Origin of the sequence: Roseobacter sp. SK209-2-6 (assembly GCF_000169455.1) — a bacterium.
Classification (GTDB): Bacteria; Pseudomonadota; Alphaproteobacteria; order Rhodobacterales; family Rhodobacteraceae; genus Pseudophaeobacter.
The window spans coordinates 72,501-93,414 of the sequence record NZ_AAYC01000009.1 but is presented as its reverse complement, the minus strand read 5'-3'; the positions used below and the strand labels follow the sequence as shown (position 1 = coordinate 93,414).

Sequence of the window (20,914 nt, the reverse complement as noted above, 5' to 3'; positions counted from 1 at the left end):
AGCTCCATATCAAATGCGTAATTCTCGTGTTAACTTGCAAAGAATACATCTTTGAGGAGTGATATGCGTCTAGAGTGGATAGAAGACATCTTGGCAGTCCTAAAAACAGGGTCGCTGGCACAGGCCGCAGAAGCGCGCCACCGTACGCAGTCCGCCTTTAGCCGCCGCATTGCCGCGCTTGAGGCCTATTTGGGAACAGAATTGTTTGATCGGAAGGCAAAGCCCCTGCGCCCTCTTCCCAATGTCTTGGCCCAAGAAGCAGAGATGCGCGAGCTTGTCATGCGACTACAGAGTCTGGAGCAATCTTTGAGCGCCGGATCCAAGAGCCGTCGCAAGACCCTGACAATCGCGGGGTCGCACTCCCTTGCGACGACACAAGCGCCCAGGTTGGTCGAAGAAATTCATGCCGAGTTCGGCCTCAGCGTTTCGGTTCAATCCGCCGACCGCGATCAGGCAATTCTCTCCCTCCTGTCTGGAGAGGCTGATTTTGCTCTTTTTTTTCAATCGGCCCAAAGCAATGAAGTGCTAGGGCGTTTGGATGTGGATGTAGCGCCAATGGGTCAGGATCTTCTCCTTCCTGTTGCCGCACCGCCCCTCTGGCAGCGGCTCCAATCGCAGCCGCGCGCGCCTTACCCCCTGATCACATACCCCAAGGACGTTTTTTTTGGCCGTCTGGTCAGCCAAAAAATGGCTCCACTGCTGATGGAGGATCGCCCGATGGATGTGGTTGCAAGCACCCCACTGTCTCATGCGGTTTTGCAACTGGTCTTGCAGGGAACCGGGATAGGCTGGCTGCCGCAATCGCTCATCTCTGACCAGCTAGATCAGGGGCTCTTGCGGGTTCTGCCAGACCCTTTGCCCGACATCCCCTTGCAACTGGTCTTGGTACGCATGGCAAAGATGCAAAAATCAGAGAACGCCAAGGTCTGGGATTATCTCACTTCCAAGCTGAGGCTTTCAGCCTAGCCCCATAAAACCCTGCGACCGCTCCCCAGTGGAATTAGCCGGATTTCAGCAATTCAACTGGTCGCAGCTTTAGACGCTGCTCGGCAGACCGGGCGTGACCTTCCATACCCTCCATACGGCTGATGCGAGCTGTTCGAAGAGCAAGCTCCTGGGCTGCATCACGGCTACAACGTTGCCAGGTCACAGTCTTGGTGAACTTGTGCACCGAGAGGCCACCAGTATACCGCGCAGCACCACTGGTGGGCAGCACATGGTTTGGACCGGAGCTCTTATCTCCAAATGGCACCGTGGTTTCCTCTCCCAGGAAAAGGGAGCCATAGGCGCTGAGCCGCGACAACCACCAATCCAGATCAGCAGCCTGCACGTGCAGATGCTCCGGCGCATGGCGGTCCGAGACCTGCGCGGCTTCCTCCCGCGTTGAACACAACACCACCTCGGCGCGCTCTTCCCAGGCGATGGCTGCAACCTGTCCATTGGGGTCTGGCAGTGTTTTGGCAAGTTTGGGGGCCAGCTCCATCACCTTATCCGCCAGCTGCTTATCTGTGGTGACCAACCAAACCGGACTGTCGACACCGTGTTCCGCTTGCCCGATCAGATCCCAGGCCACGGTTTCGGGGTCGGCTGTCGCATCCGCGATCACCAGAGTGTCGGTAGGGCCGGCAAACATATCAATGCCCACCTCTCCAAACAGCATACGCTTGGCTTCGGCCACATAGCTATTGCCAGGCCCCACAAGAATATCTGCCGGTTTTGCACCAAACAGCCCCTGCGCCATCGCCGCAATGCCCTGAACACCACCAAGGTTAAGGATCAAATCAGCTCCACAGAGATCCATGGCGTAGAGTATCGCGTCCGGGATACCTTGGCCCGGCTTTGGCGGCGAAACCGCTGTGATATGCTCCACCCCCGCGACCTTGGCTGTTGTGATCGTCATCAAGGCGCTGGCGATATGGCTATAGCGTCCGCCGGGAACATAACACCCGGCACTGGAAACCGGGATCTGCTTTTGACCGGCGATATGACCTGGAAACAGCTCCACCTCGCATTCGCCCATGGTCGCCTTCTGCGCCTCAGCGAACTTACGAATATTGTCATAGGCAAAGCGGATATCATCCTTCAGTTCTTGCGACACTCGCTCCGCTGCTGCTAAGCACTGCTCCTCCGAAACAACAATCGCCCCCGTCCAACCATCCAGCGTCTCTGCGTAGCGCCGCGCGGCCTCCTCACCATCTTTGGAAATATTGGCGAGCATGATCGACACCGTATCCCGCAAATCCGCGTTTTCCATCGAGGGTCGCGGTTTCGACTTTTTCAAATACGTGATGGTCATCCATGCTCTCCCAGGCGCGTTTCAAAAGACACGACTGCAGAATTCATACAGAAAAACATCGACGTCAATAAATCCACAGCGATTTCTAGAAAACCGAAGCTCAGATGCGACTTGCTGCTAGATTTCAAATATTTGAACCTACATTCACTTATCTGAAAGCCTCTCTTAGATTTTGGCTTCGGGATCTTCCCCCAACACCATGAACTCGTGGGCGAGCCATGGAACCTTTGAGACCACCGGTTCGGTAAAGTTCCGAGCGATGAGACGGCGCAGCGCGCTGGCGACCACCTCTGCCATACCGGGTGGAAAAACCTCTGTGCTGAAAAGTGAGAGGTTTCGGGCAAAACCCTTGGCCGGAAAGGGCAATAGCGTCACCCTGTCCTGAAAGCGCTTGGCACGGTGATAACTTGCGGCTGTGGTAACTGCCCAGCCGCTCCCCTCCGCAACAAGCCCGATGAGCGAATGATTGCTCTCCATTTCAAACCGGTTTGGGAGCGAAACTTTTAGGCGCCGCAGGTGGATCTCGATCAGGTTTCCGATGATCTGCGCCCCTGAGTAGCGCAAAAATGGCAAGTTTGATTTTCCCGCCAGAAAATCTTCAGCACTCATGGTTGAGCTGGATGGAACTGCGACAACAAAGGGATCCCGCAGCAAACGGTACTCCACCAATCCCGGCATGTCGTTCAGCGGACGGGTTGAGACTGCGGCATCCAGCTTCTGCTCAACAAGCAATTGAAGAATGGCATGGCTAGGCCGGGTATAGTGCATGAAACGGCACTTAGGTAGCGCGGTCGCCAAGAACTGCGCCAGTTCGGGTGCGACCTCGCTGTCAAAATCATCCACAATTCCAAAGCGCAGATCCCGTGATTCCGCCCAGTTCCCAGTCGTTAGCTCCGTCTCTCCTCGCCGGATCAAGCGAATACCATCTTCTACATAACGTGCAAAAATCACCCCGGCCGAGGTGAGTTGCATAGGTCGCTTGGAGTGATCCAATAGATCTACCCCCAGGCTTTTCTGCAAGTTATGAAGATGTTGCGAGACCGTGCTCGCGGAAAGCCCACTTTCCTGAGCGGTTTTCTGGATAGAACCAGTTCGTGCCGCCAGCAGGAAAATTTCGAGCCAGCGCATGCTGAGTTTGGAACGATCCATCGGTCGCGATCTCCCTTGGGTTCATGCCTTTTGGCAGTTACGGTTTTTCCGATACTATATTTCGACTTTACTGGAACCACCTTTTTGTGACCCGACTCCGGAAATTTCTTCGCTAGGCTCTTTGAACACAACGATACCAAGGCAGAGAGAACTGCCGCTTAGATGACAACCAAAACAGGGTGAAAAAATGAAACTAGCCAAAATCAAAGCAGCACTGGCCTCTTCTGCAGCTGCGGCAGCAATGCTGACCGCCTCCCAGGCGGCAGCTCTGGATGAATTGACTGTGGCCTACTTCCTAGAATGGCCGATGCCTTTCCAATATGGCAAGGCTGAAGGTATCTATGAGAAAGAGCTGGGCGTTAAGATCAACTGGGTTTCCTTTGACGCGGGCACAGCAATGTCCGCTGCAATGGCCTCTGGTGACGTTCAGATCTCAGTCAGCCAGGGCGTGCCCCCCTTCGTGGTCGCCACCTCCGCAGGTCAGGACCTGCAGACCCTCGATGTTGCTGTGAGCTATTCCGAGAACGACAACTGTGTTGTCGCCGAAACACTGGAAATCGACAAAACCAGTGCGTCTGAGCTGGCAGGCAAAAAGGTCGGTGTGCCTATCGGGACCGCCGCGCACTACGGCTTCCTGTCGCAGATGAAGCATTTCAACGTCGATGTGAACTCCATGGAAATCGTCGATATGGCACCTGCGGATGGCGCGGCAGCCTTTGCTCAGGGCAACCTGGATATGGTTTGCGGCTGGGGCGGTGCGCTGCGACGCATGAAAGAGCACGGCAATGTTCTCCTGACCGGTGCAGAGAAAGAAGAACTGGGCATCCTGGTTTTTGACGTCACCTCTGCGCCTTCTGACTTTGTTGCAGAACAGCCGGAACTGGTTGCAAAATTCCTGCAGGTGACCGCCGATATGAATGCCATGTGGAACGCTGGCGACAAAAAGGACGTGATGCTTCCAGTGATCGCCAAAGACGCCGGCATGGATGTAGCAGAAGCGGAAGCAACAATCGCCACATTCACCTTCCCCTCAGTTGAAGAGCAGCTTTCGGACAAATGGCTGGGCGGCGCGGCGCAGATCTTCATGGGCGGTGTTGCCAATGTCTTTGTTTCCGCCGGCAGCATCGAAAGCGCTTTGGACACCTACGAAGGTGCGGTGGATACTGGTCCGCTGGACTCTGCTTCAGGCAACTAAACCACAGCACACTTGCTCTATGGCCCGGTAAAATCCGGGCCATTTCCTTATCTACATAAACACTAGGGGATGCCCATGTCTGGATTGGACATCAACGGTCTTTCCATGCGCTTTGATCTGCCCAACGGCAGCTCGGTTCAAGCGCTCAAAGACGTCTCGATCTCATTGAAACCCGGTGAATTGATGTCGGTGCTGGGGCCATCAGGCTGCGGCAAAACCACCTTGCTGAACATCGTGGCAGGCTTTCTTGCCCCAACCGAGGGCAAGATCGAATTGAACGGCCATCTCGTCACCGGCCCGGATGCCGAACGCGGAATGGTCTTCCAAAAGGGGGCGCTCTTCGAGTGGATGAGCGTGCGTGAAAACGTCGATTTCGGCCCCAGGATGAAGGGCATGCCCAAGGCCGAGCGCGACAAGATCGCTGATCACCTGCTGGAGGTCGTTGGCCTGCAGGACTTTAAGGAAAAGGCGGTCTACGAACTATCAGGCGGCATGCAGCAGCGTGTGGCTCTCGCCCGTTGCCTCGCCAATGAACCCGACATCATCCTGATGGATGAACCCCTTGGCGCCCTGGACGCCTTGACCCGCGAAAAGATGCAGGGGCTGGTTCTGAAGCTTTGGAAAGAAACCGGCAAGACTATCATCCTGATCACTCACTCTGTGGAAGAAGCCCTGCTTTTGGGTGAGCGGCTGCTGGTCATGGCGCCGCGCCCTGGCCGCATCCACAAGGAATATCGCCTGCCCTTTGCTGAGCGTGGTGTGAATGCCGATCTGCGCGACGTCAAGAAATCCGAAGGTTTTGCTGAAACCCGCGATGAAATCCTCTCGATGATCTGGGAGATGGAAGAGGAAATCATGGGCCGCACGGAGGAAGTAGCATGACCGTTCTTCTGTTTTATCTCGCGCTCTTTATTGGCGCCTTTGTGCTGGTCAAGGTGATCCGCGGCGGCATGACCTCGCAAAAGGATTTTACCAGCCTCAAGACCGTGACCTTTGGCGATGAAAGTGCGGTACGCCCTGATCGTGCCGCCTCGATCATATCAGTGGTGGTGATCTTTGTGATCTGGGGTGCCTTCACCGGTTCAAAGCTGATCCCCATCCATGTCCCTGCCCCGTTTACCGGTGAAACCCAATTCACCTACACGGTGGAAGCTGAAGACGGCCAACGGGATGACGCGACAATCTTTGTGCGTGTTGCGCCCTTTGGGGAAAAAGCTGAGAAGTTCGAAGTCGAGCCCGGCGAAGGACTCGCCTCGAACGACGCGGTAGCGATGACCGCTTCTCGCTCTGCCACCATCCTCTTTGACAAGAACGATGAACTGAAACGCAAATCCGGTGCACGTGTCGTGGCCATCAATGGCCAAGAGATCAGCGCTGATGGTTCTGTGGATACCGGGGATGGCTCTGTTTCGCTCAGCGGTAAGGGCGCAATCCTGTTCACACCGTCACTGGGGATGCAGATGAACCCGATCTGGCTGCCTGCGCCGGAAAAGGTCGTTGAGCGTTTCTTTGAGATTGCGGACGAAGGTTACCAGAACTTCACCCTGTGGGAGCATCTCGGCTGGTCGCTGATCCGTGTTGTTGTTGGCTTTGTCCTTGGCTCGATAGTTGGTATCCCGCTGGGCTACGCCATGGGGCTGAGCGGCTGGTTCCGCGGCTGGTTTGACCCAATTGTGGAATTCATGCGTCCGGTGCCACCCCTGGCGCTGATCCCACTGGTCATAATCTGGTTCGGCATCTGGGAAACCGGCAAGATCTTCCTCTTGTTCCTAGCCGCCCTCTGGATCATGACAATTGCGGCACGTGCCGGGGTATCCGGGGTGAATATCTCCAAGATCCACGCCGCCTACTCTCTCGGCGCCTCCAAAGCACAAATCATGCGGCATGTGATTGTACCGAACTCGCTGCCAGAGATCTTTACCGGTGCCCGGGTCGCTATGGGCGTTTGCTGGGGCACTGTTGTGGCCGCCGAACTGGTTGCCGCACAAAAAGGTGCTGGCATGATGATCATCGCCGCTTCCAAGTTCCAGCTGACGGATATCGTCATCATGGGCATCGTGCTGATCGGGATCATTGGCTATGGCATCGACATTCTGATGCGCAAGGCCGAAAACTGGCTGGTCCCCTGGAAAGGCCGCAGCTAAGCAACATAGTCTGTTTGACGAAAAGGCCCCTCTCTTGAGGGGCCTTTTTCACGTCCGCAACGCCCCAATCCAGGAAAGATAGCCTAACCAGAAACTGCCCTAGAACTTTTGTTCAAGACTGCCTCTCAATCAGAGGTCAAAGATCCTGGAACACCTCGAAGAAGCATTGCCTTTCGAATGTTGAAAACACCTACCCCCCGCCGATGCGGCAAGTATGGGTCAACATAAACGCGCTGTGCGCTGCAAATTTTGAAGATGCGGGAAAAGTGGTGCCCAGGAGAGGACTCGAACCTCCACGTCCATACGGACACTAGCACCTGAAGCTAGCGCGTCTACCAATTCCGCCACCTGGGCAGGTGTCGTGATGGGCGTATAAGCTGAGTTCCCGGCATCGTCAAATGGAAAAATAGATGGCCCATGCCATTTTTTAAACCTCCTTGGGAAATTGGCTCAAGACAGAGAAAACCACTTCTTTTTCAAACATTTAAGCGAAAATTACTTTAGCATGATTGGAGAATTGTGTTTCACCATTTGGGCCAGAATTTGATCCTGCGCAAAGCGGGCGAGCCAACAAAGAGACAAACGGGAGTCATGAAACAGATTGATCGACTCGCCGCGCTGGGTCTTTTTGACAGCCGCGTGCCCCGCTATACATCTTACCCTACCGCTCCGGTGTTCAAGCCAGAGACAGGTGAAGCACTGCAACAGCGCCAACTGGCGGATCTTGACCCATCGGTTCCGGTCTCTGTCTACATTCACATCCCGTTTTGCGAGCGCCTGTGCTGGTTCTGCGCCTGCCGCACCCAAGGCACCCAATCCCTGTCACCGGTTGAAGCCTATATCGGCACCCTAGAACAAGAGCTGGCGCATGTTAGCCGCATCATTCCACAGGGCCTCAGGATGGGGCGCCTGCATTGGGGGGGCGGCACCCCGACCATCTTGCCACCTGACTTGATTCACCGGCTCGCCAAGGCGATCAAAACAGTCTTCACCCCGACCGACGATTGGGAATTCTCGGTCGAGATCGACCCAACACTGGTGGACCGTGACAAGATCTCGGCCCTTGCGGCTGAGGGGATGAGTCGCGCAAGCATCGGCATTCAGGACTTTGATCCGCTGGTGCAGGACGCAATCGGCCGCTCCCAGCCCTATGACGTGACCAAGACCTGTGTCGAAGACCTGCGGGCTGCGGGCATTACCTCACTTAATGCGGATCTAGTCTATGGTTTACCCCATCAAACCCAGGCCCGCATGCAGGACACTCTGGAGAAAGTCCTCTCTCTCTCCCCTGACCGCATCGCCCTCTTTGGCTATGCACATGTGCCGTGGATGGCCAAACGTCAGCAATTGATCGATGAGGCTACCTTGCCAGGGGATCGGGATCGCCATGCCTTGGCTGGACAGGCAGCAGAGGCTTTTGAGGCGGCGGGTTTCTCCGCGATTGGCATTGATCACTTTGCGCGCCCGGATGACAGTCTGGCCATTGCTGCGCACAGCGCCCATCTACGCCGGAATTTTCAGGGGTATACGGTAGATACCTGCCCGGCCCTGATCGGCTTTGGAGCCTCATCCATTTCCCGGTTTCCCGGCGGCTATGTGCAGAATGCACCCGCAACACCAGCCTATGTGAAACGCGTGGAGGAAGGGCGACTGGCGGGCGCGCGCGGACATGAGATGACCCAGGAAGACCTGCTTCGCGCCCGCGCCATTGAGATGATCATGTGTGATTTCCGCGTAGATCGCAAAGAACTGTCTTTGACATTTGGCAATCTCAGCGAGGTGCTGGAACCAGATTTGCTGAAGGCCGCTGCGCGCTTTGGCGACCTGGTTACCCTGAACAATGAGGTCTTGGAAATCCACCCAGATGGGCGCCCGCTCACTCGTCTGATTGCCAGTGTTCTGGATGCCCATATGCCTGCCGAGGCTCGCTTTAGCCGCGCCTCCTGACCAGGACAGAACAAGACGATGGATAAAAGAAGAAAGGCCCGGTGTTTTCCGGGCCTTTCTTTGTTTAATGCCTAGGAATGGACCTGTTTAGGAGGTCGCGTCATCCAGGAGTGGACGCCAGACGAATTCATTCATGCTCATCCATTCTTTTACAACTTCCTCCACCGGGCGCCCTTCAACATCAACAGAGCCCATCATAGGCTGTTGATCTTCAATATTCAGAGTGAAGGTGAAGAGGATTTCAAAAGCAGCCGGCCATGTTTCAGCAAGCTGACCCCAGCCCGCTTTCATCACACGTGCGCTTTCAAATCCGCAGTCGTTGACGGCATTTGGGTTTGGCCCCCAAGAAGGGTCGCTAAAGCAGGCAGGCTCTGCCGGAGGCAGCTGCACGAACTTGAGGTTATATTCCAGCATGGCCCAATGCGGCTGCCAGAAGGTCGCCAGCACTGCGGTATTGTTTTCAACTGACTCGCGCAGAGCCTCGGTCAATCCGTTTTCATCCGCAGCGGGAGTATTCGTGAAGGGGAGGCCCAAGCCTGCGACCCGATCGGCCCCCGGGCTGCTCCAATCCGCAGGATAGCCGATGAGGCGCCCTTGATCACCGGTTTCCGAGGTTGCAAAGACGGATGCACAATCACGCAGCGCTTCCCAGTTCGGCAGCCCTGGGCACAGCTCCTCGACATGCGCCGGATAGACCAGGCCTTCCTGCGCATAGAGTTCCAAATCTCCCAGGTCCATTGTGGCACCGCTTGCCAAAGACTCGGCAACTTCCGCAGTTTGGCTGGTTGACCAGACTTCCACGTTTGCATGGATGTCACCAGCGGCCAAAGAGGACCAGAAATCTTGGTTGGTCACATTCACATATTCGACCTGATAGCCTGCAGCTTTGAGGATTTCACCTGCAACATAGGTGCTGACTTGATGGCCAGTCCAGTTGTTCAAGCCCAGTCGAATTGGCTTATTGACATCACCCAGCTCGGCTGCACTTGCCCCCGTGGCCAGAACTGCGGCGGTGCCGATTGCGGCAAAAGTTGATTTCAGCATTTTGATCCTTTCCAATGGCGATACGCGAGCCAGCAGGAGAGGTCACAGGGTCCCATCCCAGCCCCACCGAACTTGCGTCAAGCTGAGGCGAGTCTAGGAGCGGGAAGTTAATCAAATGCAGAAGTCAGAGCGTAATTCGAACCGCTCGGAAGCTGAAAATTCACAGCATTCGAACTAATCCGGTAAAATCTTGGAAAACCCTTCGTTGGTATCAAAAACCGCACCACCAACGGCTCTTGCTTCTTCGCGCAGAAGTGGCCAGGAACTTGGATTTGCCCCCGAATAGCGGGGTTTCACCTGGCATCTTCGGTTACCACGGAAAGCGCGGCAGGGGCAGAGCTGCCCCACCGCCTTTGGTTCTCTTCCAGAAGCCCTTGTTTAGGCCTTCTGTTTCTTCAACTCCGCCAGAGCAGCAGTTTTGATTTCCTGTTGAAGAAGTTTCCGAAGGTTCTTTTCGTTCTTATGCACCATATCATCAAACACGGGATCCAGAGCCTTGGACTTCACCAGATCTTCTGCGAAGGCCTTGGAGGTCGCATCAGCGCTCTTTCCACCAACGCGTTTTTCATCTCCAGAAATCCAGCTGGTGATCTGATCCGTGATCCATTTTCCGCTACCAACCTGTTTGTTCAAAGCGCCCATAGAAATACGCAATAGAAGCTTGGACAGAGCGACACCCATGATGGAGGCACGGGCCTTGAGCAAAGCTTCAGTGCTTTCGATGCCAAGTTTCTGCACCATGGCACTGACTTCAGCCGCGTAGACTTTATCCAGGTTCAGGTGGGAGCCGGTCAGGATGCGTTGCACCTGGCCTTCCAGAAACTTGTTCGAACTTGCCAATTTGGAAATATAGGGACCGGCTCCCTTCATAATGATGCCGACAACCGCAGCACCTGCAGCTCCGGCCAGTGCCCCACCGGCGGCGCGTTTCAGGATCTCATCCGTAGGACGCGGCTTGGTTCCGGCGACAACCCGGCCAATTTGGTCAAAACCGTCGTAGGCCATCGTGGTTCCCCCACCGACACCAGCCCCGGTCAAGACACCGGCGGCCAGTCCAGCCGGTGCAATCACCGTCGTTGCCGCAACCGCACCACAGACCATTCCGACGGTCTTTACCCCCTCGAGAACCTTAACAGTACCCTCGCCAGCATTGATAATGCCGTCAATCCAGGAGAGGACCTCATTGCTGTAGGTGGCAATAGCGATATTGGCCGGTTCAATATTCTTTTCAAAAGCTTTGTAATCGCGCGCCTTTCCGGCTTTCTCTGCCTTGCTAAAGGCAGACTCCGCTTTCTTGCGCGATTTGGGCTCTGGAACAGAATTGACGACGCTAATGCAGGCCGCAACGAACCACTGGTCGTCATTGATTTTGTTTTGCGCATCATGCCGCCCCGTCGCATAGTTGATACGCTGCTTTAACTTAAAGATGGCTTCATCCATCTTCTTATGCACGACTTTCAAGTAGTCTTTGTAGCCGGCCTCATCCAGGTACTGGGTGCCGGATTTCGTCTTCACAACGTAAACCTTACCCTTAGGGTCTGGTATTGTGACTTTAGTTCCCTTTGGCAGTTCCTTGCCAGCTTTGAGGTCTTTGGCAATCTTCTTGTTCTGTTTGTGGGTCAGAATGGTGGCCGGATCCTTGATGCGATGTTTCGCAACTATGGTTTCCAAGGTGTCACCGGGTTTTGTCGTGTAGATTATCCACATCGCCGAAATCTCCAGAAAAGTACTTAGTAACAAAAATCAATTAGAGCATTCTGGAATATGTGCCTGAGAGCGATCCACTTCAATTGGATCCTAAACCTTTAATCATTTTCCGTCAGCGAACACAGATTTCCAAATCCACTCCGGAGCAAGCTTAGCCCAGGAGTGGACACAGGTCGAGAAGCATAAAAAACAGCTCAGTTTGGAAGCGCCAGAACACTGGTAAGCATTGCGGTTGCCGCAAGCACGGTGAGGATAATCCAGGTTTCGATTTCGATGGAGCGGGTCAAATGACCCACAGCCTGTTTGTCCCCCGCCAACATCGCAGGAACGAACCGTAGCTTGTTTACCGCTGCCAGGGTGAGCAGCGCCGCCACAAGTAGCATTTTTGCAACCAGAGTTTGCCCATAGCCGGTTGTGAACAATGCCGAGATTTCCCCCAAAACAATCCAAGCCATCAGAAGCCCCGCCAAGATCAGCGCAGGGACAATGACCGCGGCGACTTGGCCAAAGCGATGCCCCAGCCTAGCAGATCTCTGATGGTGCAAGGATTGCTGCGCGAGCCTGCGCAACGGCCCCAGAATACCAACCCAAAAAGCAATACCCAGAAGATGTAGAAACAAGAGCACTCGCGCAGCTCCCCCTCCGAGTTCCGGCACATGGCCGATCAGCCCAAAGGACCAAATCGTCAGTAGCCCTCCAAAGAGCGAGACCCAGGCCCCACCAAGAGGGAGCATAGTTCCAATAATAAGCACGACAGCCCCAATGCAACGGTAGAGCAAAGCATCCCCCGCTGAGGTCTGCCACAACAGGCCGAGCATTTCAGGGTCTATCATACCATCGGCGCTACCCGTAAGGGCGGCACCTCGCAGCATAAATCCAAGGCCTGAAGTCAGTAAGATACCCCCAGCCCAAAAAAGCATGTGCCAGGTCATCAGAGAAGCAAGGGGTGAGACCAAGTCAGAGAAAATGACCCGCATGATCGCAAGCCCACTTCCCCATAAGATACAGATATAGAGCAACAGCTTTACCAGTATCGCGGTGACCGCCCAGATATCAGGCATGTTTAATCCACCGTAAAGGAGAACGCGCCCTGCATCGAATGGCCATCAACTCCGAGCCCTCGCCATTCAATGCGGTATCTACCCTGCCCCATGTCCTGGAAAGGTATGGAAAACTCCTGAGCAAAACTCCTCTGCTCCCCAAGGTCCAGCCGGACGGAGTGCTGATCCTGATGGGTCAATTCTACCCGAGTCAAACGGATATCAGCGGCGAAGCTGAGACTAAGCACATCTGGCGCCGCAGCTATGGTTGCACCATCTTCGGGCACGGTCCTGTCTACACGAGAATGCGCGAATACACCGCTGGCCAGCGCTGAGAGCAGGAGGAAAGGAAAAAGCATTTTCATTCTGGTGTCCTCAATTGATACCATTGGCGCGTTGAACCTGGCGAATATAGGCTATGACCATGGTAACATCACCACGGGTCAGGCCAGTAATCCTCGGCATGTCGCCAAATCGCCAGTGATGACTTTTGACTCCTCTTGCAACCGCTCTTTGAAAGGATTCATCTGAATGATGGCTCGGTTTATATATTTTGTGGACTAACGGAGGTCCCGCACCCTCTATTCCGCTCGCGTTGGAACCATGACAAGTCGCGCAGGCGTTTTCGAAAATTCGCGCCCCAACAGCAGCATTTCCCTCAAGTGGAGGCACCTGGATGGAAACCAGGCCGACGGTTGGAAGCTTTGAGGAGCTCTCCTCCTCATTCGAGATGTTTGAAGGTAAAAGTATATAGCCAGCAACGGCCAAGGCAGCGCAAGCGCCTGCCAGATTGAGACTTCGGTTCATTGATTGGTCCTAACCTTGAAAAACAGCTTGAGGCATTCCGTTTCAGAACACGGCCAATGGCGGCGTAGCCCTAAAATCGGAGGCGAAACTGCTTTACAGCTTAGGTGGTCTTTCCAGCATATCTGGCGCTTCAAAAGCTGAGAGAGACAGAACGGGCCAAGTGGCAAGGATCAAAAGCTGATGCTTTACTTCAATTGCCCTTAGTCCAAAAAACACAGAGCCACTACAGAGGAATTCACAGCACTCGCTGTTTTGCTCTCTGGAATGCTCGTCACATTTTTCATGAGCTACGGAATGACCGAAGTGTGTTTGTTGGGAAGAGGCCAACACATGCGCATCACAGCGCAGGTTCTCGCAAAGACCAGCCGGAGAAAGACTAGTCGGAGCATGTGCATGTGCTCCCAGCCCTGTTACCAAGGCCAGCGCAATGGCCAACAGCCCAGTAGTTATTCGCCCAAAAACATGCACCCATAGAACTTACCCAACATCCGAAAACATCACAACACGGTATCTTTGCCCCAAGCTCGCCTCAGAGCCTTGATCTCCTCGCGACATCTCTTGAAAGCCCCGTTCCAACTGTCTGACGTCAGCGCCAATGGGACAGTTTAGGGTGATTTGATAAGAGAGGTTTTCTGGCACATCGTAACCACCAAAGAGTGGAGATGAGACAGAAACCCGGAACTAAGCGGAGCCACGGCGGGAAGGTCGTCAAAGACATCCGCCGAGCCACCCGCAAGCAGTATTTTGCGGAAGAGAAGATCAGGATCGTGCTGGACGGCCTGAAGGGCGAGGACAGCATTGCCGAGCTGTGTCGGCGTGAGGGCATCGCTGAGAGCCTCTACTACAGCTGGTCCAAGGAGTTCCTCGAAGCTGGGAAGAAACGTCTGGCGGGCGACACGGCGCGTGCAGCGACATCGACCGAGGTCAAAGATCTGCGCCGTGAGGCACGCGATCTGAAGGAAGTGGTTGCCGAACAGGCCCTTGAACTGCGGTTGCTCAAAGAAAGCATGATCGCAGATGGGGGCGACGACGAATGAGATACCCTGCATCCGAGAAACTCGAAATCATTCGGCTGGTGGAGGGGGCATCTGCCGACAAAGCGCACGCTGGACAAGCTCGGTGTCCCCAGGGCCACTTTCTATCGCCCCCTCTCATCGATCGCTTAGCAATCGACTGCCGGTCAACGGGCTATGACCGGTATCTGTCGGGCGGCCCCGAGGCGCTTGAGGATCGCAGTCCCAAGCCCTCACGGGTCTGGAACCGCATTCCCGAGCCGGTTCGGGAGAAGATCAAGGACTTGGCTCTGAAGGAAAGCGATGTGTCGCCGCACGAGTTGGCTGTGCGCTTCACCGACACGGAAAAGTATTTTGTGTCAGAGGCTTCAACCTATCGCATCCTCAAGTCTTATGACCTGATTACCAGCCCAGCCTATGTGGTTCTGTCCGCCGCTGACGAGTTCCACGACAAAACCACGCGGCCGAACCAGCTCTGGCAGACCGACTTCACTTACCTGAAGGTCATCGGTTGGGGCTGGTTCTATCTGTCGACCATCCTCGATGACTACAGCCGCTACATCATCGCCTGGAAGCTCTGCACGACGATGAAGTCGGGTGATGTGACCGACACGCTGGATCTCGCGTTAAAGGCTTCGGGTTGTGATCGGGTGACAGTCGTTCACAAGCCACGGCTACTCAGCGACAACGGGTCCAGCTACCTCTCCAGCGAGTTGGCCGATTGGCTGGAGGACCAGCAGATGGAACATGTTCGAGGTGCTCCGTATCACCCGCAAACTCAGGGGAAGGTCGAGCGATGGCACCAGACCTTGAAGAGCCGCATCTTGCTGGAAAACTACTACCTGCCCCCTCTCACACATGCTTTGCATGTGCTGCCGGGCAGCGGGTGATCTCAGGCAACAGATCGATGCCTTTGTCGATCAGTACAACCACCGGCGCTATCACGAGAGCCTGCAAAATCTCGCCCCGGCTGATGTCTACTTCGGGCGCGGCCAGACCATTCTGAAACAACGAGAAAGGATCAAACGGAAGCCTGATCAGCCCCATCGAAGTGGTCCAGTGTGAGTGTTAGTGCATGATCGGCCTGGTTTCCACCGGAACGATGGCTTCCGGAGCCGGTGGGCGATAGCCCAGAGCACTATGCGGCCGTTTTGTGTTGTAGTGATTTCTCCATTGTTCAATCAGGATCTGGGCTTCACGCAGGCTGTAAAATACCTCTCCATTCAGCAGCTCGTCTCTGAAGCGCGCGTTGAAGCTTTCACAGTATCCGTTCTCCCAAGGTGATCCTGGTTCAATGTAGGCCGTTTGGGCACCGACCGCTGCGATCCAATCTCGAACGGCCTGAGCAATGAACTCTGGGCCATTATCTGATCTGATGAAAGCAGGAACGCCACGCAGGATGAAAAGATCTGTCAGCGCGTCAATAACTTCTGCCGAGTTCAAGCGCCTCTTCACCCGGATCGCCAGGCATTCCCGGCTGTGTTCATCCAGAATGTTCAGTGTCCGGAACGCTTTCCCGTCATCCGTTCGATGGTGCACGAAGTCATAGGACCAGACATGGTCACGATATTCGGGCCGGAGTCGAACACACGACCCGTCGTTCAGCCAGAGCCGTCCTTTCTTCGGTTGTTTCATTGGAACTTTCAGCCCCTCACGCCGCCATAGGCGCTCAACACGTTTGTCGTTGATTTGCCAGCCGGCGTCTCTCAGAAGAGCCGCTATCCGACGGTAACCGTATCGACCATATTGGCGTGTCAGTTCGATCATGTCAGACACCAACCGGTCTTCGTCAGCACGTCCAACAGGCACCCGCCTCTGTGTGGAACGGTGCTGTCCCAGAACACGGCAGGCGCGACGCTCTGAGACGTGGAACTGGCGTCGCACATGATCAATGCAGTTACGGCGGCGCGAGGGGCTCAGAAGTTTCCCCGTGCAGCTTCCGACAGAATGAGCTTGTCCAATGTCAGATCAGAAACTGCCCGACGCAGCCGGTCATTCTCCTTCTGAAGTCGCTTTAGTTCCTTCAGTTGGTCGGTTCCCATACCGCCATATTGCTTGCGCCAGCGATAGAAGGTTTGTTCTGTAATCTGCACCTGTCGAATGGCGTCTACGCGCGGCATCCCTTGGCCGCAAAGCACCTCAACCTGCCGTAACTTCGTGACAATCTCTTCGGGCTTGTGTCGCTTGATTCCCATATCTGATCCTCCGTTTCCTAACTATACGGGCGGATCACTTCAGTGGGGGAGGATCATTTGGATGCCTTCTTCAGGCCCGAGAGTTTGGAAAAAATTCTAGGCAGAGCATACAAGAATCAAAAGGGCTTAGTGTCAAAGAGGTCTGTCGCTCTCACGGGTATTGGCGAAATCCTAGTAGATTGGGTTGAGCAAAAAACACTTCTCGAAATAGATTCAACCATTTCTATCTTCATTGCTAATAACGAAGGCGATGAAAAAAGAGCCATCAAACCCGATGAAATGGCAAAATTCACTAGACGTTTTTCGAACCGGTTTGCATCGGAGATTAGCTTCATTATGAGTTCTTTCGCCCAGTTAGTCTCCGATGTTGAGGTTGCAACCGCTATTTACCATTGGCCGATGCCGGGTTTCCTCCCTCAACTCGTACGTTTCGGCTATCCAACCCCTTATCACCTTGCTCTTAGCCGAGAACTATCCACGTCGGCTCGCATTGAGGTGCACAAACAGTATGAAGCCATCGCAAAATACATCGAGCATGACCCTTTGGACGACTGGGACGCCGCACGAGCAAAGGTAGAGAATGCAATGTCGGTGTCGCTTTTCCCCGCGTTAAATGAAGATGACATCGAAGCTCTGGAAGAGCTGCTCAATAAGAATAAGGAAGCTGACTCGGATTGAATCCACATTCGAAATGAGTAAAAAGATCTGCATCCATTAGAATTTGGCAATCGTAGCTCAAGCCGCAAAAGTCCGCTCCCAAGCTCGGCTGGCCGCCGTTTCTGGACGCCTGCTCGGAACAACGCACTGTAACTCCGCTGCAACAGCACTTTGCTCAATTTGCTTCCACGGTGCTTCCACGAAGTTTTGGGCCCAAACGGGTAAAGCGCGCCTTTGTGCGCTATCATTCTGCTATTTCTGTTGTGTTTTTGGTTGCGGGAGTAGGATTTGAACCTACGACCTTCAGGTTATGAGCCTGACGAGCTACCTGGCTGCTCCATCCCGCGACGCTGTGTTAGTCCTACCGCCTATTCGGCTGCTTGAGGACAGGGTTACGGGCTTCTGAGCGTATCGCTTTTTGGGCCCGTTTTTCCTCACTTAACGTATAGATTTGTCAGGCGAGGTATTTTTGATTGATCGTTTAGAGAGGATTGTTGGATTTTACTAGGTTTGGCGGTGACCTACTCTCCCAGGGCTTAAGCCCAAGTACCATCGGCGCAAAGGCACTTAACTTCCGGGTTCGGGATGGGACCGGGTGTTTTGCTCTCGCTATGACCACCAAACCGAGTAAAATCCAAGAACCTGCGGTTCTTGGATTTTCTCGGTTGGCGGCTGGCAGCGTAGTTGCGTGGCAACTGCGCGAGAAGCCGCACCCGAGTTATGTCACGATGGTGTTTCGTGACACTTCCAAGAGCGCAGGAATACAATCAAGTGTTGTCCAAGTCTTGCTTGGTGCTTTCTGTTTGGCTGTCTTTTACTGGATCAGATCAAGCCAATCGGGCGATTAGTACCGGTCAACTGAGCATGTTACCATGCTTACATCTCCGGCCTATTGACGTGGTGGTCTTCCACGGCCCTCAGGGATACCTTGTTTTGAGGGGGGCTTCCCGCTTAGATGCCTTCAGCGGTTATCCTGTCCGATCATAGCTACCCAGCACTGCCGTTGGCACGACAACTGGTCCACCAGTGGATCGTTCACCCCGGTCCTCTCGTACTAGGGGCAACTCCTCTCAAGTATCCTACACCCACGGCAGATAGGGACCGAACTGTCTCACGACGTTCTAAACCCAGCTCACGTACCTCTTTAAACGGCGAACAGCCGTACCCTTGGGACCTGCTCCAGCCCCAGGATGAGATGAGCCGACATCGAGGTGCCAAACACTGCCGTCGATATGGACTCTTGGGCAGTATCAGCCTGTTATCCCCGGCGTACCTTTTATCCGTTGAGCGATGGCCCTTCCACTCGGGACCACCGGATCACTATGGCCGACTTTCGTCTCTGCTCGACTTGTCAGTCTCGCAGTCAGGCTGGCTTCTGCCATTGCACTCAACGAGCGATTTCCGACCGCTCTGAGCCAACCTTCGCGCGCCTCCGTTACGCTTTAGGAGGCGACCGCCCCAGTCAAACTACCCGCCACGCAGGGTCCCGGATCCGGATAACGGACCGCGGTTAGACATCAAGAGTGCGAAGGGTGGTATCTCAAGGGAGGCTCCACAGGGACTTGCGTCCCTGCTTCGATGCCTACCACCTATCCTGCACATCACAATCCTGATGCCAGTGCGAAGCTGTAGTAAAGGTGCACGGGGTCTTTCCGTCTAACCGCGGGAAGCCTGCATCTTGACAGGCAATTCAATTTCGCTGAGTCGATGTTGGAGACAGCGGGGAAGTCGTTACGCCATTCGTGCAGGTCGGAACTTACCCGACAAGGAATTTCGCTACCTTAGGACCGTTATAGTTACGGCCGCCGTTTACCTGGGCTTCAATTCGGAGCTCTCACCCCTCCTTTTAACCTTCAGGCACCGGGCAGGCGTCAGACCCTATACGTCGTCTTGCGACTTCGCAGAGCCCTGTGTTTTTAATAAACAGTCGCCACCCCCTGGTTTGTGCCCCCGGATTCCACTTGCGTAGGACCCGGGCCTCCTTCTCGCGAACTTACGGAGGTATTTTGCCGAGTTCCTTCAACATCGTTCTCTCAAGCGCCTTGGTATTCTCTACCAGTCCACCTGTGTCGGTTTAGGGTACGATCTTATGGAGGTGCTATTTCCAGGAACCTCTCAGCAGCCCATTCAATCCAATAAGGATGAACTACCTTCGAGATCCGTCACATTCCTCCTGGCCCAGGAATATTAACCTGGTTCCCATCGACTACGCCTTTCGGCCTCGCCTTAGGGGTCGGCTTACCCTGCTCAGATTAGCTTTAAGCAGGAACCCTTGGACTTTCGGCGAGAGTGTCTCTCACACTCTTTGTCGCTACTCATGTCATCATTCTCGCTAGTGATCTCTCCACGGGATCGCTCACGCGCCCGCTTCATCGAAAGCTCCTTGCGTCCAAGACCTTCCAGAGGAAGGTTAAAGACGCATGGAACTATGTCACACTACGCTCTGCTACCATGCACTATGTGCATCCTCGGCTTCGGCTCATGGCTTGAGCCCCGTTACATCTTCGCCGCAAGACATCTTAATTAGACCAGTGAGCTGTTACGCTATCTTTAAAGGATGGCTGCTTCTAAGCCAACCTCCTGGTTGTTTTGGACGTCTCACCTGCTTTCCCACTTAGCCATGAATTAGGGGCCTTAGCCGGAGGTCAGGGTTGTTTCCCTCTCCACTACGGACGTTAGCATCCGCAGTGTGTCTGCCATCTAGTACTCCCGGGTATTCGGAGTTTGGTTAGGATCAGTAAGCCTGTGGGGCCCCATTACCCATCCAGTGCTCTACCCCCCGGGGTATTCGGATGACGCTCTACCTAAATAGATTTCGCAGAGAACCAGCTATCTCCGAGTTTGATTGGCCTTTCACCCCTAGGCACAGCTCATCCCGATCTTTTTCAACAGATGTGGGTTCGGTCCTCCAGTGCGTGTTACCGCACCTTCAACCTGGCCATGCCTAGATCACTCGGTTTCGGGTCTGATCCCACGAACTCATGCGCCCTATTAAGACTCGCTTTCGCTGCGCCTACACCTAACGGCTTAAGCTTGCTCGTGAGACCAAGTCGATGACCCATTATACAAAAGGTACGCTGTCAGCCCTCAAGGGGCCTCCAACTGATTGTAGGCGTTCGGTTTCAGGTACTGTTTCACTCCCCTCGTCGGGGTGCTTTTCACCTTTCCCTCACGGTACTGGTTCACTATCGGTCAGTAAGGAGTACTTAGCCTTCGAAGGTGGTCCTCCGATCTTCAGACAGGATTTCACGTGTCCCGCCCTACTTAATACGTCCCTCAGAGCTTCCTATACGGGGCTATCACCCGCTATGGCTGCGCTTCCCAACGCATTCTAGTCACTCATCAGGCTCGGCTGGTCCCCGTTCGCTCGCCGCTACTAGGGGAGTATCAATTGATTTCCTTTCCTCCGGGTACTTAGATGTTTCAGTTCCCCGGGTTTGCTCTTAAAACCCTATGTATTCAGGTCTTAAGTACCTGGTTATGAACATTATTGATAACCTTGCGGCTAACAATAATGAACAGTCAGGTGGGTTCCCCCATTCGGAAATTCATGGATCAAAGCCTATTCTCGGCTCCCCATGACTTATCGCAGAGTATCACGTCCTTCATCGCCTCTTACTGCCAAGGCATTCACCAAACGCCCTTCTCGCGCTTGATCTGATCCAGAAAGAGACAGCCATGATAGTGGCGCTACCGCCTATTCGGCTACTTGAGCGCGAA

General features: G+C 54.4%; 14 protein-coding genes, 2 tRNA genes, 2 rRNA genes and 1 pseudogene. 7 read left to right on the top strand and 12 right to left on the bottom strand.

Annotated elements, in window-relative coordinates:
- Window positions 1-63: 63 nt before the first annotated feature.
- Complete coding sequence (locus RSK20926_RS14330) at window positions 64-966, top strand: LysR family transcriptional regulator (protein ID WP_008207771.1); 903 nt, start codon at window positions 64-66, stop codon at window positions 964-966.
- A gap of 34 nt (window positions 967-1,000) precedes the next feature.
- On the opposite strand, the gene hisD is transcribed toward RSK20926_RS14330, so the two are convergent.
- Together hisD and RSK20926_RS14320 are read right to left on the bottom strand one after the other, a co-directional pair.
- Window positions 1,001-2,296 carry a histidinol dehydrogenase gene (gene hisD / locus RSK20926_RS14325; RefSeq protein ID WP_037255230.1) on the bottom strand — a complete coding sequence of 432 codons (1,296 nt, stop codon included), beginning with the start codon at window positions 2,294-2,296 and terminating at the stop codon, window positions 1,001-1,003.
- Window positions 2,297-2,461: 165 nt separating this feature from the next.
- Window positions 2,462-3,445 carry a LysR family transcriptional regulator gene (locus RSK20926_RS14320; protein WP_008207769.1) on the bottom strand — a complete coding sequence of 328 codons (984 nt, stop codon included), beginning with the start codon at window positions 3,443-3,445 and terminating at the stop codon, window positions 2,462-2,464.
- A 187-nt stretch (window positions 3,446-3,632) separates the two neighbouring features.
- Between RSK20926_RS14320 and RSK20926_RS14315 the strand changes: the two genes are divergently transcribed.
- The 3 genes from RSK20926_RS14315 (at window position 3,633) to RSK20926_RS14305 (ending at window position 6,784) form a co-directional block, all read left to right on the top strand.
- The gene (locus RSK20926_RS14315) at window positions 3,633-4,640 is read left to right on the top strand and encodes a taurine ABC transporter substrate-binding protein (protein ID WP_008207768.1); all 1,008 of its coding nucleotides are present in this window, start codon (window positions 3,633-3,635) and stop codon (window positions 4,638-4,640) included.
- A gap of 75 nt (window positions 4,641-4,715) precedes the next feature.
- Entirely contained in the window at window positions 4,716-5,522 is an 807-nt protein-coding gene (locus tag RSK20926_RS14310; RefSeq protein WP_008207766.1) for a taurine ABC transporter ATP-binding protein, read from the top strand.
- Window positions 5,519-6,784 (top strand): ABC transporter permease, encoded by a 1,266-nt coding sequence (locus RSK20926_RS14305; protein ID WP_008207763.1) that lies wholly within the window; start codon window positions 5,519-5,521, stop codon window positions 6,782-6,784. The genes RSK20926_RS14310 and RSK20926_RS14305 overlap by 4 nt, the downstream gene beginning before the upstream one ends.
- A gap of 267 nt (window positions 6,785-7,051) precedes the next feature.
- Here RSK20926_RS14305 and RSK20926_RS14300 read toward each other — a convergent pair.
- Window positions 7,052-7,138, bottom strand: a tRNA-Leu gene (locus RSK20926_RS14300).
- Window positions 7,139-7,375: 237 nt separating this feature from the next.
- On the opposite strand from RSK20926_RS14300, the gene hemN reads away from it, so the two are divergent.
- The gene (hemN, locus tag RSK20926_RS14295) at window positions 7,376-8,731 is read left to right on the top strand and encodes an oxygen-independent coproporphyrinogen III oxidase (protein ID WP_008207761.1); all 1,356 of its coding nucleotides are present in this window, start codon (window positions 7,376-7,378) and stop codon (window positions 8,729-8,731) included.
- Window positions 8,732-8,818: 87 nt separating this feature from the next.
- Here the strand turns inward: hemN and RSK20926_RS14290 are convergent, their stop codons facing one another.
- The 5 genes from RSK20926_RS14290 to RSK20926_RS22535 all read right to left on the bottom strand — a co-directional run bounded on the left by RSK20926_RS14290 (window position 8,819) and on the right by RSK20926_RS22535 (window position 13,329).
- The gene (locus RSK20926_RS14290) at window positions 8,819-9,775 is read right to left on the bottom strand and encodes an ABC transporter substrate-binding protein (protein WP_008207760.1); all 957 of its coding nucleotides are present in this window, start codon (window positions 9,773-9,775) and stop codon (window positions 8,819-8,821) included.
- A gap of 378 nt (window positions 9,776-10,153) precedes the next feature.
- Entirely contained in the window at window positions 10,154-11,482 is a 1,329-nt protein-coding gene (locus RSK20926_RS14285) for a hypothetical protein (RefSeq protein ID WP_008207758.1), read from the bottom strand.
- Between the two features lie 194 nt (window positions 11,483-11,676).
- The gene (locus RSK20926_RS14280; RefSeq protein WP_008207756.1) at window positions 11,677-12,543 is read right to left on the bottom strand and encodes a copper resistance D family protein; all 867 of its coding nucleotides are present in this window, start codon (window positions 12,541-12,543) and stop codon (window positions 11,677-11,679) included.
- Between the two features lie 2 nt (window positions 12,544-12,545).
- On the bottom strand, window positions 12,546-12,887 hold the full coding sequence (locus RSK20926_RS14275; RefSeq protein WP_037255229.1) for a copper resistance CopC family protein: 342 nt from the start codon (window positions 12,885-12,887) through the stop codon (window positions 12,546-12,548).
- Between the two features lie 10 nt (window positions 12,888-12,897).
- The gene (locus RSK20926_RS22535; protein ID WP_083805797.1) at window positions 12,898-13,329 is read right to left on the bottom strand and encodes a c-type cytochrome; all 432 of its coding nucleotides are present in this window, start codon (window positions 13,327-13,329) and stop codon (window positions 12,898-12,900) included.
- Window positions 13,330-13,991: 662 nt separating this feature from the next.
- On the opposite strand from RSK20926_RS22535, the pseudogene RSK20926_RS14265 reads away from it, so the two are divergent.
- Window positions 13,992-15,407, top strand: a pseudogene (locus RSK20926_RS14265) (IS3 family transposase).
- 3 nt (window positions 15,408-15,410) lie between these two features.
- Here RSK20926_RS14265 and RSK20926_RS14260 read toward each other — a convergent pair.
- Window positions 15,411-16,537 (bottom strand): IS3-like element ISRosp5 family transposase gene (locus tag RSK20926_RS14260; protein ID WP_085979699.1). Its coding sequence is split into 2 segments (ribosomal slippage): window positions 15,411-16,273 and window positions 16,273-16,537, totalling 1,128 coding nucleotides; the frame shifts between segments, so codons are not numbered across the junction.
- A gap of 57 nt (window positions 16,538-16,594) precedes the next feature.
- On the opposite strand from RSK20926_RS14260, the gene RSK20926_RS14250 reads away from it, so the two are divergent.
- Window positions 16,595-17,215, top strand: a complete 621-nt coding sequence (locus tag RSK20926_RS14250) for a hypothetical protein (RefSeq protein WP_037255228.1) — start codon at window positions 16,595-16,597, stop codon at window positions 17,213-17,215.
- Between the two features lie 249 nt (window positions 17,216-17,464).
- Here the strand turns inward: RSK20926_RS14250 and RSK20926_RS14245 are convergent.
- From RSK20926_RS14245 to RSK20926_RS14235, 3 genes are all read right to left on the bottom strand, one after another.
- Window positions 17,465-17,541: transfer RNA gene (locus RSK20926_RS14245), tRNA-Met, on the bottom strand.
- A gap of 161 nt (window positions 17,542-17,702) precedes the next feature.
- Window positions 17,703-17,817, bottom strand: a 5S ribosomal RNA gene (rrf, locus tag RSK20926_RS14240).
- A 200-nt stretch (window positions 17,818-18,017) separates the two neighbouring features.
- A 23S ribosomal RNA gene (locus RSK20926_RS14235) occupies window positions 18,018-20,852 on the bottom strand.
- Window positions 20,853-20,914: the final 62 nt, after the last annotated feature.